Genomic DNA, 13,634 nt, shown 5'->3' on the forward strand with positions numbered 1-13,634 from the left:
ACCGGCGCCGCGCTCAGGCGGCCCGGGCCAGCTCCAGCGCCTTCCAGACCGTCTCGGGCGTGGCCGGCATGTCGAGATGGGTCACGCCGTCCTCGGAGAGGGCGTCCACCAGCGCGTTCATCAGCGCGGGCGGGGAGCCCACCGCCCCGGCCTCACCCGCGCCCTTCACCCCGAGCGGGTTCGTCAGGCAGGGGATGGAGAGGAGCGCGACCTCGATCTCCGGCAGGTCCACCGCCCTGGGCAGGGCGTAGTCCATGAAGGAGGCCGAGAGGAGCTGGCCGCTGTCGGGGTCGTAGGCCGTGCGCTCCAGGATCGCCTGGCCGAGGCCCTGGGCGACGCCGCCATGCACCTGCCCCCGCACGATCAGCGGGTTGAGCGCGTGGCCCACATCGTCCGCCACGATGTAGCGGAGCACGGAGACGGTGCCCGTATCCGGGTCCACCTCCAGCTCGGCGACGTGGCAGCCATTGGGGAAGGTGTGGCGGGGGATGGCCGCGATCTCCGCCGCGTCCAGCAGGGTGACGGACTCGCCCCGCGCCGCGCGCTCCCGCTGCCCGGCCGCGAGGTCGAGGATGCCGATCGCGCGGTCCGTGCCGGCGATGGCGAAGCGGCCGCCCTCGAACTCGATGTCCCCGGGCGAGGCCTCCAGCGCCTCGGAGGCCGCCTGCCTGCCCTTCTCGATCACCGTCGCGGTGGTGGCGAGCAGCGCCGTGCCCTCGGAATAGAGGGAGCGGGCGCCGCCCGTGCCGCCGCCGGTCGGGATCTCGTCCGAGTCGCCCTGGATGATCCGGATCCTCTCGACCGGGATGCCCAGCTCGTTGGCCGTGATCATCACATAGGCGGTCTCATGGCCCTGGCCGGTGGACTGGGTGCCGACGAGCACCTCCACCATCCCGTCCGGGGCGAAGCGCACCTCGGCCCGCTCGCTGTCCGAGCCGCCCGTCGCTTCGAGGTAGTAGGCGAGGCCGATGCCGCGCCGCTTGCCCCGGGCGGCGGCGGCCGCGCGGCGCGCGGGGAAGCCGGCCCAGTCGATGAGGGAGAGGGCGTGGTCCATCACCCGCTCGAACTCGCCGGAATCGTAGGTCTGGCCCACGGGGGTCGTGTGCGGCATGGCCGAGGGCGGGACCATGTTGCGGCGGCGGATCTCGATGCGGTCGATCCCCGTCTCACGCGCCGCGGCATCGATCAGCCGCTCGACGAGGTAGTTCGCCTCCGGCCGCCCGGCGCCGCGATAGGCGTCCACGGGCACGGTGTTCGTCACCACGCCGACGACGTTCGCGTAGATGGCGCGGAAGCCGTAGACGCTGGCCAGCACCTTCGTGCCCGCGGCGGTGGGGATGAAGGGGCCGTAGGTGGAGAGATAGGCGCCCATGTTGGCGATGTTCCGCGTGCGCATCGCGAGGAACTTGCCGTCGCTGTCCAGCGCCAACTCGCCGGTGGTGATGTTGTCCCGCCCGTGGGTGTCGGAGAGGAAGGCCTCGGTGCGCTCGCTCGTCCAGCGCACGGGGCGGTGCAGGCGGCGCGCGGCCATCATGCAGAGGCCGTATTCGGGATAGGTGAAGATCTTCATCCCGAAGCCACCGCCGACATCGTGGGTGACGACGCGCAGCTTCTCCTTGGAGACGCCGAAGACCTTGGCCAGCGTGTCCTTCAGCGGCCAGCTTCCCTGGGTGCCGGCATGGAGGGTGAAGCGCTCCGTCCCCGGGTCGTACTCGGCCAGCGCCGCGCGTCCCTCCATGGAGGCGACGACGACGCGGTTGTTCACCACCGTCACGCGGGTGACATGCGCCGCCCCGGCGAAGAGGCGGTCGGTCTCCTCGCGGTTCCCGGTCTCCCAGTCGAAGACGACGTTGTCCCGGATGCCCGGCCAGACCTGGGGCTGCCCCGGCTCCGTCGCCGTGGCGAGGTCGGTGGCGGAGGGGAGCATCTCGTAGTCCACCTCCACCGCCTCGGCGACGTCGCGCGCCGCGCCATGCGTCTCGGCCACGATGAAGGCGACGGGGTCGCCGACATGGCGGACGACGCCGTCGGCCAGCCCGCCCCGGGGCGTGTCCCCGCGCGGCGAGCCGTCCCGGTTCTTCATCGGGATGGCGCAGGGGATCTCCCCCAGTCCCTCGGCCTTCCAGTCCTCCGCGGTCAGCACGGCGAGCACGCCCGGCATGGCGGCCGCCGCGCCCGTGTCGATGGAGAGGATGCGCGCATGGGCGTGGGGCGAGCGGAGGATGTAGCCCACCGCCGCGCCGGCCGCGACGCCCTGGGGCACGAGGTCGTCCGTGTAGCGCCCGCCGCCTTTCAGGAGGCGAGGGTCCTCCACCCGGCGCAGGGGCTGGCTGAGGCCGAATTTTGCCATGACGCGCTCTCCCATAGGTCCGTTGGGGGGATCATGGGGGAAGGGGCGGGGTGGCGTGAAGGGGTGGCGTCAGCAGGTCAGGCGAAGACGATGCCGCCCTCGATCCATCCCTGGGTCGCGATCTGGAACTCGGTGCTCTCGGAGAAGCCGACCACGACCCCCGGGCGGTCCGCCGCGCCGGCCTGCAGGGCCTGCGTCCAGGCAGCGAAGCCGCCAGGGTCCGGCGCCCGGCCGAGCACGTTCCCGTAGAGCAGCGTCACGAAGCCCGCCTCGTCCGGCTGGCCGTAGCGGGCGCGGGATTCCGGGCTGTCCAGGAAACCCTGCACCATGGTCTGCAGCGGCATGCCGGCATCCAGCGCGGCGACCCAGCCGCGCAGCCCGGCCTCTTCGGGGTGGCGGCCCAGCGTGGCCTGGTAGACCCGGGCGGCGGCGGCGGCGTTCTCGTCCTGGTCCCAGATCCCATTCGCGAGGGCGGGCAGGAGCTTCGCCTTGAACTCCACTGACTCCGAGAAGCCGACCAGCATCGCCTCCCGGCTCATCCCCGAGGCGAGGCCGCTCATCCAGCCGGAGGCGCCCGCGGGGTCCGGCGCGCGGCCGAGCACGTTCTGGTAGGTGCGGGCGATGAAGCCGGCATCGTCCAGCGTGCCGAAGCGGGTCGTGAACTCGGCGCTCCGGATGAAGCCGGCGGCGATGCTGTCGAGCGGCGCGCCGCTCTCCACCGCCTCCACCCACCCGTTCAGCCCGACGCTGTCCGGCGCGCGGCCCAGCGCGGCCTGGTAGACGCGATAGACCTGCATGGCGGGGTCGGTATGGGCGAAGACGAGGCGGCCGTCGAGGAAGGCGAAGTTCTCCACCTCCGAGAAGCTCGCCCGGTCCACGCCGCTGGTCGCGCTGCCGCGGAAGACGCTCACCCGGCTGCCATCGACGAAATCGACGTGGTCGAGCGTGCGGTTCACCACCGCGCTCCGGCGCCCGCCATCGAGGGCGAGGGTGTCGATGCCGCGCCCGCCCTGCACGAGGTTGACGCCCGCGCCGCCGGCCAGCCACTCGTCCCCCGAGCCGCCGAGCAGCGTATCGTTCCCGCCGCCGCCGAACAGGCCCGAGCGCCGCCCCGTGCCCCAGATCGTCTCGCCCGTGGCGTCACCGGGCAGGATGACGGAATCGGTCGCCGCGTTGTAATGCGCGCGCGTGGCCCAGGCGGGCTCGGAGGCCTGGCTGCCGTAGAGGTAGGTGATGGCGAGATGGTCGAAGGGCGCGATGCCGGCCGGGATGGGGCCCGACTGGTTGTAGGACATGACCGTGTTCTGCCGGTTGTCCATCGTCGCCGGGAGCGTGGTCCCGTTGCCGTAGGTCGACTCGAACGGGTGCTTGAGGCCCAGCGCGTGGCCGATCTCGTGCAGGAGGACGAGATAGCCGTAGCTGCCGGGCGCCATGGGATCGCTGGCGTAGAGCGAGGAGGAGAGGGTGATGGCGCCGTAGGGCGGGTACTGGCCCGTGCCCGCGGTGCCGGAGGGCAGGTCCCCGCGCATGAAGCGGATGTCCACCCCGTTCCCCCCGGCGCGATCGGGAATCTCGACGAAGGCGATCCCGGAAGCGCCGGACCAGGAGGCGAGGGCCTGGCGCGCGGAGTTCATCTGTGCCGGGGTGAGGGGGGCGAAGCCGGGCAGGCTGCCCGGCATCCCCTCGGGCGTCCCGGCGAAGCTGTAGTTCACCACGCCGCCCCGGCCGATGACGCCGCTCCAGCCGGGATTGGTGTTGTAGAGCAGCGCCTGCACCTCGATCCCGAGAGCGGCCGCTGCGTCCTCCGCCGGCGCGAAGGCCGCCCCCTCCGGCGGGGCGGCCGCGCAGCCCCACTGGATCGTTCCCTGGTTGCAGAGAGAGCACATGCCGGTCGCGCTTTACGAGTGATCCGGCATCCTACTCGTCTCAACAAGCGAGTCGCAACGGCCCGCACCCGTCAGGGCGCGGGCCGTGCCGCGGGGCCTAGTGCGTGTCGGCCGGCGTGCCGGTGGAGGGCGGCCCCACCTTCGGCTCGCGCGGGCCGAACCAGCCCTTCACCCGCTCGCGCACGGACTGGAACACGACGTAGAGCATCGGGATCATGAAGATGCCGATGGTCGAGGCCGCGAGCATCCCGCCGAAGACGGGCGTGCCCACCGCGCGGCGGGAGATGGCCGCGGCCCCCTCCGCAATGACCAGCGGCACGAGGCCGAGGATGAAGGCGATCGAGGTCATCATTACCGCTCGGAAGCGGAGCCGCGCACCCTCGGTCGCCGCCTCGCGGATGGGCATGCCGCGCTCGCGCGCCTCCTTCGCGAACTCGATGATGAGGATGCCGTTCTTCGCCGCCAGCGCGATCAGCACGACGAGGCCGATCTGGGCGTAGATGTCGAGCGACAACCCTCCCAGCAGGATGGCGACGAAGGAGCCGAGCACGCCCACTGCGATCGAGAGCAGAACCGGGATCGGGATGGTCCAGCTCTCGTAGAGGGCGACGAGGAAGAGGTAGGCGAAGAGGATGGCGAGGGCGAGGATGTAGGCCGTCTGCCCCGACGCCAGCTTCTCCTGATAGGCGGTGCCGGTCCAGGCATAGCCGTAGCCGTTGGGCAGCACGCGGTCCGACAGCTCCTCCATGGCCGTCAGCGCCTGGCCGGAGGAGACGCCGGGACGGGGGGCGCCGTTGATCGAGATGGCGCGGTAGTTGTTGTAGCGGAAGATCGTCTGCGGGCCGAGGACGGTGCGGATCTCCGCGAAGGAGCGGAGCGGCACCATGTCGCCGCTGCCGTTGCGGACGTGGAGTCGCCAGATGTCGTCCAGGTCGTTGCGGTCGCCGGCCTCGGCCTGGATGTTCACCTGCCAGACGCGGCCGTAGAGGTTGAAGTCGTTGACGTAGATGCCGCCCAGCGCCGCCTGCAGCGTGGTGAAGACGCTGCTGATCGGCACGCCGAGCGCCTGCGCCTTGTCGCGGTCCACCTCCAGGAAAAGAGAGGGGTTGTTGGGCGAGAAGGTGGAGAAGACGGCGGTGAGGTTCGGGTCCCCGTTCGCCGGCACGATCAGGCCGTTCATGGCGGCGGCGAGGTCGTTGATGTCGCGGCCCTGGTAGTCCTGCAGGATGTACTCGAAGCCGCCGCCGGTCCCGAGGCCCACGATGGGCGGCAGGTTGAAGGCAAAGATGTTGGCGGTGCGGATGCCCTGGGTGGTCCCGAACACCCGGCCGATGGCGGCCTGCACGCTGTTGGCCACCCCCTCGCGGTCGGCGAAGGGCTTCATGCGGATGACCATGAAGGCCGAGTTGGACTGGGCGCCGCCATCGATGAGGGAGAAGCCGACGATGCCCAGCGTGCCCTGCACGGAGGGGATGGGGCGGACGATCTCCTCGATCTGTCGCACCACCTCGCGCGTGCGGGCGACGCTGGCGCCGGGGGGCAGCTGGGCCTGGACGAAGAAGGCGCCCTGGTCCTCCTGCGGCAGGAAGCCCGTCGGCGTCACCTTGCTGATGGTCCAGATGCCGAAGCCGAAGCCGGCGGTCAGCAGCAGGGAGAGGAAGGAGACGCGCACCAGCCGCCGCACGCCCCCGGCATAGCGGTCCCGCGTCCAGTCGATGCCGCGCAGCACGTAGCCGATCGGCCCGCGCCGGGGCCCGTGATGGGGCTTGAGGATGATGGCGCAGAGGGCGGGGGAGAGGGTGAGGGCGTTGATGGCCGAGATGACCATCGCCGCCGAGATCGTCACCGCGAACTGGCGGAACAGCTCGCCCGAGAGGCCGGGGATGAAGGCGATGGGGACGAAGACGGAGAGGAGGACGAGGGTGATGGCGATGATCGGCGCCGTGATCTCGCTCATCGCCTTCTTCGTGGCATCCGCGGTGGAGAGCTCCGGGTGGTCCTCCATCACGCGCTCGACGTTCTCGACCACGACGATCGCGTCGTCCACCACGATGCCGATGGCGAGCACCATGGCCAGCAGCGAGACGGTGTTGGCCGAGTAGCCCATGGCCAGCAGGATGATGAAGGCGCCGATGAGGGAGACGGGCACCGCGATGGTCGGGATGATCGTCGCCCGCCAGGAGCCGAGGAAGAGGTAGACGACGATGACGACGAGGACGAAGGCCTCCAGCAGGGTCTTGATGACCTCGTGGATTGTCTCGTTCACGAAGTCCGAGCTGTCGTAGAAGACCTCGGTGTCCAGCCCCTGGGGAAAGCGGGCCGAGAGTTCCTGCAGGCGCTGCTTGACGGCGCCCGAGACCTGCACGGCATTCGCGCCGGGGGCGAGGTAGATGCCGAAGGCGATGGCGGGCTGGCCGTTGAACCGGTTCTCCGTGTCCATGTTCGCCGCGCCGATCTCGACCCGCGCCACGTCGCGCACGCGGAGCACCGAGCCGTCCTGGTTGGCGCGGACGACGATGTTGCCGAACTCCTCCGGGCTCTGGAGGCGGCCGCGGGTTTCGAGGTTGATCTGGAAGGACTGGTCGTCCCCGATCGGCCGCCCGCCCAGGCGGCCCACCGCGGCCTGGACGTTCTGGCCCTGGATGGCGGCGATGACGTCCTGCGGCGTCATGTTCAGCGAGATCAGGCGGTCCGTCTCGAACCAGATGCGCATGGAGTAGTCCTGCGCGCCGAAGACGTTCACCTGGCCGACGCCGGCCACGCGGGCGAGGTCGTCGAGCATGTTGATGGTGAAGTAGTTCGAGAGGAACAGCGGGTCGAGCCCGCCTCCCTTGGCGTAGAGGAAGGCGAACATCAGCACGGCGGAGGACTGCTTGCGGACGGTGACGCCGCTGCGCTGCACCTCGCTCGGCAGCCGGGCCATGGCGGCCTGGACGCGGTTGTTCACGTTCACCGTCGCCAGGTCGGGGTCGGTGCCGAGCTGGAAGGAGACGTTCAGGGAGTAGGTGCCGTCATTGGCGGAGTTGGAGCGCATGTAGATCATGCGGTCCACGCCGTTGATCTGCCCCTCCAGCACCTGCCCGATCGTCTGCTCGATCACGGCGGCCGAGGCGCCGGGATAGCGGGCAGCGACAGAGACCTGGGGCGGCACGATGTCCGGGAACTGGGACACCGGGATGCGGATGAGGGAGATCGCGCCCGCGATAAGGGTGAGGAGCGCGATGACGATCGCCAGCCGGGGGCGATCGACGAAAGTGCCGGAGATCATCGGGGCTTACCGCGCCTGGCCGGACTGGTTGGCGGGGGGCGTCGCGGCCTGGGGCTGGCTGGTGCCGGGGCGGCCGGTGTTCGGCGCGGCCGGGGCGCCGGGCGGGGAGGCGCCGGCGCCGCCGGGGGCGCCCTGGGCGGTGCCCTGGTTCGCGCCGCCGGGGGCCGCGCTGGCAGGGGCGTTGCCGGCTGCGGCGTTTCCGCCGGCCGGGGCGGCTTGGCCGCCCGGGGCGCCGGGGGCGCCGCCTCCCGGCCCGGGCGGGGCGCCGGCCGGCGCCGCGTTCACCTGCTGGCCCGCGCGGACGCGCTGGATGCCCTCGACGATCACCCGGTCCCCGGGGTTCAGCCCCTCCTCCACCACCGCCGTCTCCGGCGTGTTGCGGCCGAGGCGGAGATTGCGGCGCTGGGCCTTGCTCTCCCCGTCCACGATGAAGGCGTAGCTGCCCTGCTGGTCCTGAAGGACGGCGGCGCGGGGGATGGTGATGGCGAGCACGGGCTCGACGCCCTGCACGAACACGGTGACGAACTGGCCGTCGATGAGCGCGCGGTCGCCCCCCTCGCGCGGCGGGTTGGACACGCGGGCGCGGACGAGGATGCTGTCGGTGGCGCGGTTGATCTGGTTGTCGATGAACTCGATGCGGCCGATCTCGGGATAGGTCTTGCCGTCCGCCGTGCGGAAGCGGACCTGCACCGCCTCGACCCCGCCGCGGGAGGCGTAGCGGTCCCGCAGCTCCAGCGCCTGGCGCTGGGAGATGGGGAAGGAGACGCGCATGGGGTCCTGGCTGACGATGGTGGCCAGCGTTCCCGTCTGCGGCCCGACGACGTTGCCGACCGTGACGTTGGTGCGGCCGATCTTGCCGTCGATGGGGGAGGCGATCTCGGTGTAGCCGAGATTCACCTCCGCGCTCCGGGCGGAGGCACGGGCGGCGACGAGCTGGGCGTTGGCCGTCCGCTCCTGGGCGGTCGCGTTGTCGAGCGCGACCCGGGTGCCGGCGCCGGTGCGGGTCAGCTCCTGTGCGCGGGAGAGGGTGACGCGGGCATTGGCCACCTCCGCCTCGGCCGAGGCGATGTTCGCCTGGGCGCGGGCGAGCTCGGCCTCGAAGGTCTGGCGCTCGATCCGGTAGAGCGGGTCGCCGCGCTTGACCTCCTGCCCCTCCTGGAAGAGACGCTCCTGCAGGAAGCCGGTGATCCGGGCGACGATGTCCACCCGCTCCACCGCCTCGACGCGGCCGACGAACTCGGTGCTCTCGGTCACCGGGCGGCGCGCGGCCTCCATCACGCCCACGGCGGGCGGCCCCTGGGGGCCGAACTGCGCCTGGGCGGGTGCGGCGAGCGCGAGCAGGCCGAGCAAGGGGGTGGCCAGGAAGGCCGCCCTGCGCAGCCCTCCCTGCATGGCCCGTGGCACGGACCGGGGGGCCAGGGCCGCCTGGGGACCTGGATGGCTTTTGCGGCGCGTCATGGCGCCGATGTGGCGGAATGGTGGCCGGGCTGCAAGAAGGCTGAACCGCACGGTTCAGTTTGGTCCGTCCTGCTCGTTTCCTTGTGAAGAACGTTTCTGTGACTGATACTCTTTCGCATATTTGTCCGAACCGTTCTGCTGTGCGGCACAAATATCTTCCAGACGCAACGAACCTTGGTGAATAGTCGGCCAGTATGTCGCAGCGCCCCGTCCGGCACGGGGCCGGGCGCCTGCCGCAAAGGAGATGCTATCTTGGAACCCATCCTCGTGAGGCCCGAAGCCTCCGCCCTGCCGGATGGGCCGGTGCCCCCGTCCGGCAACGGGACGCGGGCGGCCCGGGGACGACTCCTGTCCCCGCCCTCCACGGCCTCGGGGGTTGCGGCGGTCGGGCGGGCGATGACGGTGCTCAGCGCCTTCCGCCCGGGGGACACGGCCCTGCCGCTGCGCGTGCTCGCCGCGCGCACGGGCCTCTACAAGAGCACGATCCTGCGGCTGCTCGCCTCGCTCGAGAAGCACTGCTGCGTGAAGCGCAACGCCGATGGCTCCTGGTCTCCCGGGCCGATGCTGCTTCACTGGGGCTCGCTCTACACCCGCAGCCTCGGGCTGGAGGCACTGGTGCCGCCCGTGCTCGATTCCCTGACGGAGGCCACGGGGCAGGGCGCGACCTTCTGGGTGCGGGCCGATGAGGAGCGCCGGGTCTGCCTCTACCGCGCGGCGCCGCCGCGGACGCTTCGCGTCGCCGTGCAGGCGGGCGACCTCATGCCCCTCGGCGGCGCGGCCACGGGCAAGGTCTTCGCCATCTGGGACGCGATGCCGGACGAGACGGCGGAGGCCGCGCCCGAATCGGCCCCCGGCACCCACCCCGTCATCGTCACCCAGGGCAGCCGCGAGCTGGACGCGGCGGCCATCTCCGCCCCCGTCTTCCTTCCGGGCGGGCGGCTCTGCGGCGCCCTCACCCTCTCCGGTTCGAGCGAGCGGCTCTGGCCGGAGGTGGAGCGCGTGAGGCCGCTGGTGGCCGAGGCCGCGGCGGGGCTGACCCGCGCCCTGGCCGGCTAGAGCGGCCCCCTCAGCCCGCGCGCCGGGTGAGGATGAGGTAGCCGAGCGCGGCCAGCGCGGTGGCGAGGGCGAGGAAAATCAGCCCGGCCCCCGTGCCAGCCGCCGAGACCACCGGGCCCGACAGCGCCTGGAGGGCCGCGGCGCCGGCGAAGAAGGAGAGGTTCACCCCCGCCAGCGCCTTCCCCGCCACCTCGGGCGGAACGGCCGTGCGCGTGGCCGCGAAGGCTAGCGGCTGGACCGAGATCAGCAGGAAGAAGCCGAGCAGCGTCGCCGCGTCCCAGGCCGGGGGCAGCGCGCCGAAGGGCCCGCCCGGCCCGCCGAGCGCCGTGAGGGCGAGGGCGCCCGCGGCGCCGAGATGCCCCCAGGCGAGCAGCGCCCGGCGGTGGCCGAAGCGCCGGTCCGCGATCCCCCAGAGGGCGGGGCCGATGACGAGGGCCGCGGTGGTGAGCAGGAGGATGTTGCCCGCCTCCACCCGCGGCAGGCCCTTCTCCTCCATCAGCCAGGGCCCGCCCCACAGCCCGCGCACGCCGATCACCACCGCGAAGGAGGCGAAGGCGAGGACCACGACCCCTCTCAGCCGGCGCGAGGCAGCGAGGCGCAGCACCTCCCGCGCATCGGCGGCCAGGCCGCGCCCGGGGCCGGCGCCCGCCTCGCCCCGTACCAGCAGGGCAACGAGAAGCAGGGTGAGCACCGCGAGGCCGGCGCAGGCGAGATATCCCGCGCGCCAGTCCGTCGCCTCCACCAGCAGGGCCAGCGGGCTGGCCGAGAGCAGCATCCCGCAATTTCCGAAGGCCTGGACGAGGCCGGACCAGAGGCCAAACTGCCCGGGACTGAGGCGCTTGGCGGCGTAGGTGATGGGGCACATGAGCATCCCCGAGCAGCCGAGGCCGAGCACGATCTGGGCAAGGAGGAAGCCCGCCGCGCCCCCCGCCAGCGCCGCGAGGACCGAGCCCGCGCCCGTGACGGCGAGCAGGCCGAGGGCGGTGCGGCGCGTGCCGAAGCGGTCCAGCGCCACGCCCACGGGCACCTGGGCGAGGGCGAAGGCGAGGTTGTAGCTGCCCGTCAGCGACGCCAGGCCGCTCGCCGTCACCCCGAGGTCGCGTCCCAGCAGGTCGGCCGCGATGGCGGGCAGGGTGCGGACGAGGTTCGAGAGCACATGGCCGAGGGCGAGGGCCAGGAGGGGCGCGGCGAAGGCGAGCGAGGCCTCCCGCATGTATCCGGTGCTGGAATGATCGGGGCTGGACAGGGGCGTTCTCTCCGCGCCCCGGCCCTGCATGGGGCCGGGGTCGTTCCTGGTCAGGCGGGCGTGGCTAGTTGCGGAAGATCTTGCCGGGGTTGAGGATGCCCTTGGGGTCGAGCGCGTTCTTGATGCCGCGCATCACCGCCAGCGCCTCCATCCCGTGCTCCTGCTCCAGGAACTCGGCCTTTCCCATGCCCACCCCGTGCTCGCCCGAGCAGGTGCCGCCGAGGGAGAGGCCGCGGGCGACGATCTGGCGGTCCAGCGCCCAGGCGCGGTCGAGCGCGGTGGGGTCCCCCTGATCCACGAGGATCACGGTGTGGAAGTTGCCGTCGCCGACATGGCCGACCAGGGGGGCGGAGAGGCCGGAGGCGAGGATGTCCTCCTTCGCGCCGAGGATGGCGTCCGCCAGGCGCGAGATAGGCACGCAGACATCGGTGGTCACGCCGCGCAGGTTCGGGCCGGTGGCGATGGCGGCGTAGTAGGCGTTGTGCCGCGCGGTCCAGAGCTTGTTGCGCGTCTCCTGGTCCGCCGCCCAGGCGAAGCCGAGGCCGCCCATCTCGGTGACGATCTCCTTCACCGCCTCCGCCTGCTCCCGCACCCCGGCCTCGGTGCCGTGGAACTCGAGGAAGAGGGTGGGGAGGGGATCGAGCGCCTCCAGCTTCGAGTAGGCGATGCAGGCGGCCATCTGCACCTCGTCCAGCAGCTCGATGCGCGCGACGGGAATGCCGAGCTGCATCACCTGGATCACGGATTCGACGCAGCCGCGCATCTCCGGGAACTGCACCACGGCGGCGGAGGTAGCCTCGGGGATGCCGTGCAGGCGCAGCCGGATCTTCGTGATGATGCCGAGCGTGCCCTCGCTGCCGATCATCAGCCGCGTGAGGTCGTAGCCGTTCGCCGCCTTGCGCGTGCGGCTGCCCGTGTTGATGACGCGGCCGTCCGCCAGCACCACCTCCAGCCCCATCACGTTCTCGCGGATCGTGCCGTAGCGCACGGCGTTGGTGCCGGAGGCGCGGGTGGCGCACATGCCGCCGATGGTGCAGTGGCTGCCAGGATCGACGGGGAAGAACAGACCCTGGTCGCGCAGGTGGTCGTTGAGCTGGTGGCGCGTCACCCCGGGCTCGATGAGGCAGTCCATGTCGTCCTGGCTGACATCGATGATCGCGTTCATGCGCGAGAGGTCGAGGCTGATGCCGGCGCGCACGGGGGTGACGTGCCCCTCCAGCGAGGTGCCGGCGCCGAAGGCGATCACGGGCACGCCGTGGCGGTGGCAGAGCGCGACGACCTGCGACACCTCCTCCGTGGTCTCGGCGAAGATCACCGCGTCCGGCAGCACGGGGATGGTGGTGTCCTCGCCGCGCGCGTGCTGCTCGCGGATGGCGGTGTTGAGGGTGACGCGCTCGCCCAGGAACTCGCGGGCGGCGGCGATGACGTGGTCGACGGGGCGTGTCTGGGCGGTCATGGCGGGTTCCGTGTCAGGCGTCGCGGCGGAGGGGGCAGGTGAGGCAGTGGGGGCCGCCCCCGCCCGCGGTGAAGAGGGAGAGGGCGGGGTCCAGCACCTCCAGCCCCTCCGCGCGGAGGGCGGCGTTGAGGTCCGTGCTCTCGCGGGCCGATACCACGCGCCCGTTGCCCAGGGCGAGGATGTTGCAGCCGAGCGACATGGCGGCGCGGTAGGGCACGGGGATCCAGCGGATGCCGTGCGCGCGCAGCCAGCCGAGGAAGGCGGGGTCGAGCACCTCCTCGCAGGCGACGGCGAGGCCGTCGGCGGCCATGCAGAAGAGCACGTCGAGATGGAGGAAGTGCTCGTCGAACTCCTCGACGCGCACCTCCCATCCCTCCTCCCGCAGCCATCCCGCGAGCTGGTCGGCCCCCGCGCGGTCCGTGCGGCCGCCCGAGGCGCCGATGGCGGCGAGGCCGGGGCGGATGATGTGGATGTCCCCGCCCTCCAGCGTGCCGGCGCTCGACTTGCGCCAGAGGTTGCTCCCGTGGGCGGCGTGGAAGTCGATCAGCGCGGCGTACTCCCCGCGCCGCTGCGGGCGCTCGAGTTGGCAGAGCACGGGGCCGCGATGGGTCACGACCACGCTGTCGCGCGTGTAGGCCATGTAGGGCAGGTGGGGCTCGGGCGCGATCAGCCGCACCTCGGCGCCGCCCTGCCCGATGGCGTGGACGAGCTCCGCGTGCTGGGCCTTCAGATGTGCCGCGGCCGGCGCCTGGTTATCCCCGGCGAGCGTGCGCCGGACGATGCTGTTGGTGGGGATCCAGCGATAGTGGTCGGGCGGGCAGAGCAGCACCTCGCGCAGCGGCCCGGTCTCCGAGGGCACGCGCCAGGCGGGGCCGGGGAGGGAGGTGGCGGCTGGCTCGGGCATGGCCGCAGCC

8 protein-coding genes are annotated in these 13,634 nt (G+C 72.0%); 1 reads left to right on the top strand and 7 read right to left on the bottom strand.

Features of this window, described 5'->3' with window-relative positions; translation table 11 throughout:
- Window positions 1-13: 13 nt before the first annotated feature.
- The 4 genes from FHS87_RS04890 to FHS87_RS04905 form a co-directional block, all read right to left on the bottom strand.
- A complete protein-coding gene (locus FHS87_RS04890; protein ID WP_184514468.1) occupies window positions 14-2,350 on the bottom strand; it encodes a xanthine dehydrogenase family protein molybdopterin-binding subunit in 2,337 nt (778 codons plus the stop codon).
- A gap of 77 nt (window positions 2,351-2,427) precedes the next feature.
- The gene (locus FHS87_RS04895) at window positions 2,428-4,236 is read right to left on the bottom strand and encodes a DUF4214 domain-containing protein (protein ID WP_184514470.1); all 1,809 of its coding nucleotides are present in this window, start codon (window positions 4,234-4,236) and stop codon (window positions 2,428-2,430) included.
- A gap of 97 nt (window positions 4,237-4,333) precedes the next feature.
- The gene (locus tag FHS87_RS04900) at window positions 4,334-7,504 is read right to left on the bottom strand and encodes an efflux RND transporter permease subunit (protein ID WP_184514472.1); all 3,171 of its coding nucleotides are present in this window, start codon (window positions 7,502-7,504) and stop codon (window positions 4,334-4,336) included.
- Between the two features lie 6 nt (window positions 7,505-7,510).
- Window positions 7,511-8,908, bottom strand: a complete 1,398-nt coding sequence (locus tag FHS87_RS04905; RefSeq protein ID WP_184514474.1) for an efflux RND transporter periplasmic adaptor subunit — start codon at window positions 8,906-8,908, stop codon at window positions 7,511-7,513.
- Between the two features lie 306 nt (window positions 8,909-9,214).
- Between FHS87_RS04905 and FHS87_RS04910 the strand changes: the two genes are divergently transcribed.
- Window positions 9,215-10,018: an IclR family transcriptional regulator gene (locus tag FHS87_RS04910; protein WP_184514476.1), complete on the top strand. Its 804-nt coding sequence runs from the start codon at window positions 9,215-9,217 to the stop codon at window positions 10,016-10,018.
- Window positions 10,019-10,028: 10 nt separating this feature from the next.
- On the opposite strand, the gene FHS87_RS04915 is transcribed toward FHS87_RS04910, so the two are convergent.
- From FHS87_RS04915 to FHS87_RS04925, 3 genes are read right to left on the bottom strand one after another with little or no spacing between them, the layout of a single operon-like run.
- Complete coding sequence (locus FHS87_RS04915) at window positions 10,029-11,294, bottom strand: MFS transporter (protein ID WP_221299539.1); 1,266 nt, start codon at window positions 11,292-11,294, stop codon at window positions 10,029-10,031.
- 34 nt (window positions 11,295-11,328) lie between these two features.
- Window positions 11,329-12,720 (bottom strand): FAD-binding oxidoreductase, encoded by a 1,392-nt coding sequence (locus FHS87_RS04920; protein ID WP_184514478.1) that lies wholly within the window; start codon window positions 12,718-12,720, stop codon window positions 11,329-11,331.
- Between the two features lie 13 nt (window positions 12,721-12,733).
- Window positions 12,734-13,624 carry a dimethylarginine dimethylaminohydrolase family protein gene (locus FHS87_RS04925; protein WP_184514480.1) on the bottom strand — a complete coding sequence of 297 codons (891 nt, stop codon included), beginning with the start codon at window positions 13,622-13,624 and terminating at the stop codon, window positions 12,734-12,736.
- Window positions 13,625-13,634 lie beyond the last annotated feature (10 nt).

The organism is Muricoccus pecuniae, from assembly GCF_014199205.1.
GTDB lineage: Bacteria > Pseudomonadota > Alphaproteobacteria > Acetobacterales > Acetobacteraceae > Roseomonas > Roseomonas pecuniae.

Bases quoted from the DNA above. Each gene is read 5' to 3' on its own strand.
- FHS87_RS04890 (WP_184514468.1), bottom strand. From the start codon at position 2,350: ATGGCAAAATTCGGCCTCAGCCAGCCCCTGCGCCGGGTGGAGGACCCT.
- FHS87_RS04895 (WP_184514470.1), bottom strand. From the start codon at position 4,236: ATGTGCTCTCTCTGCAACCAGGGAACGATCCAGTGGGGCTGCGCGGCC.
- FHS87_RS04900 (WP_184514472.1), bottom strand. From the start codon at position 7,504: ATGATCTCCGGCACTTTCGTCGATCGCCCCCGGCTGGCGATCGTCATC.
- FHS87_RS04915 (WP_221299539.1), bottom strand. From the start codon at position 11,294: ATGCAGGGCCGGGGCGCGGAGAGAACGCCCCTGTCCAGCCCCGATCAT.
- FHS87_RS04920 (WP_184514478.1), bottom strand. From the start codon at position 12,720: ATGACCGCCCAGACACGCCCCGTCGACCACGTCATCGCCGCCGCCCGC.
- FHS87_RS04925 (WP_184514480.1), bottom strand. From the start codon at position 13,624: ATGCCCGAGCCAGCCGCCACCTCCCTCCCCGGCCCCGCCTGGCGCGTG.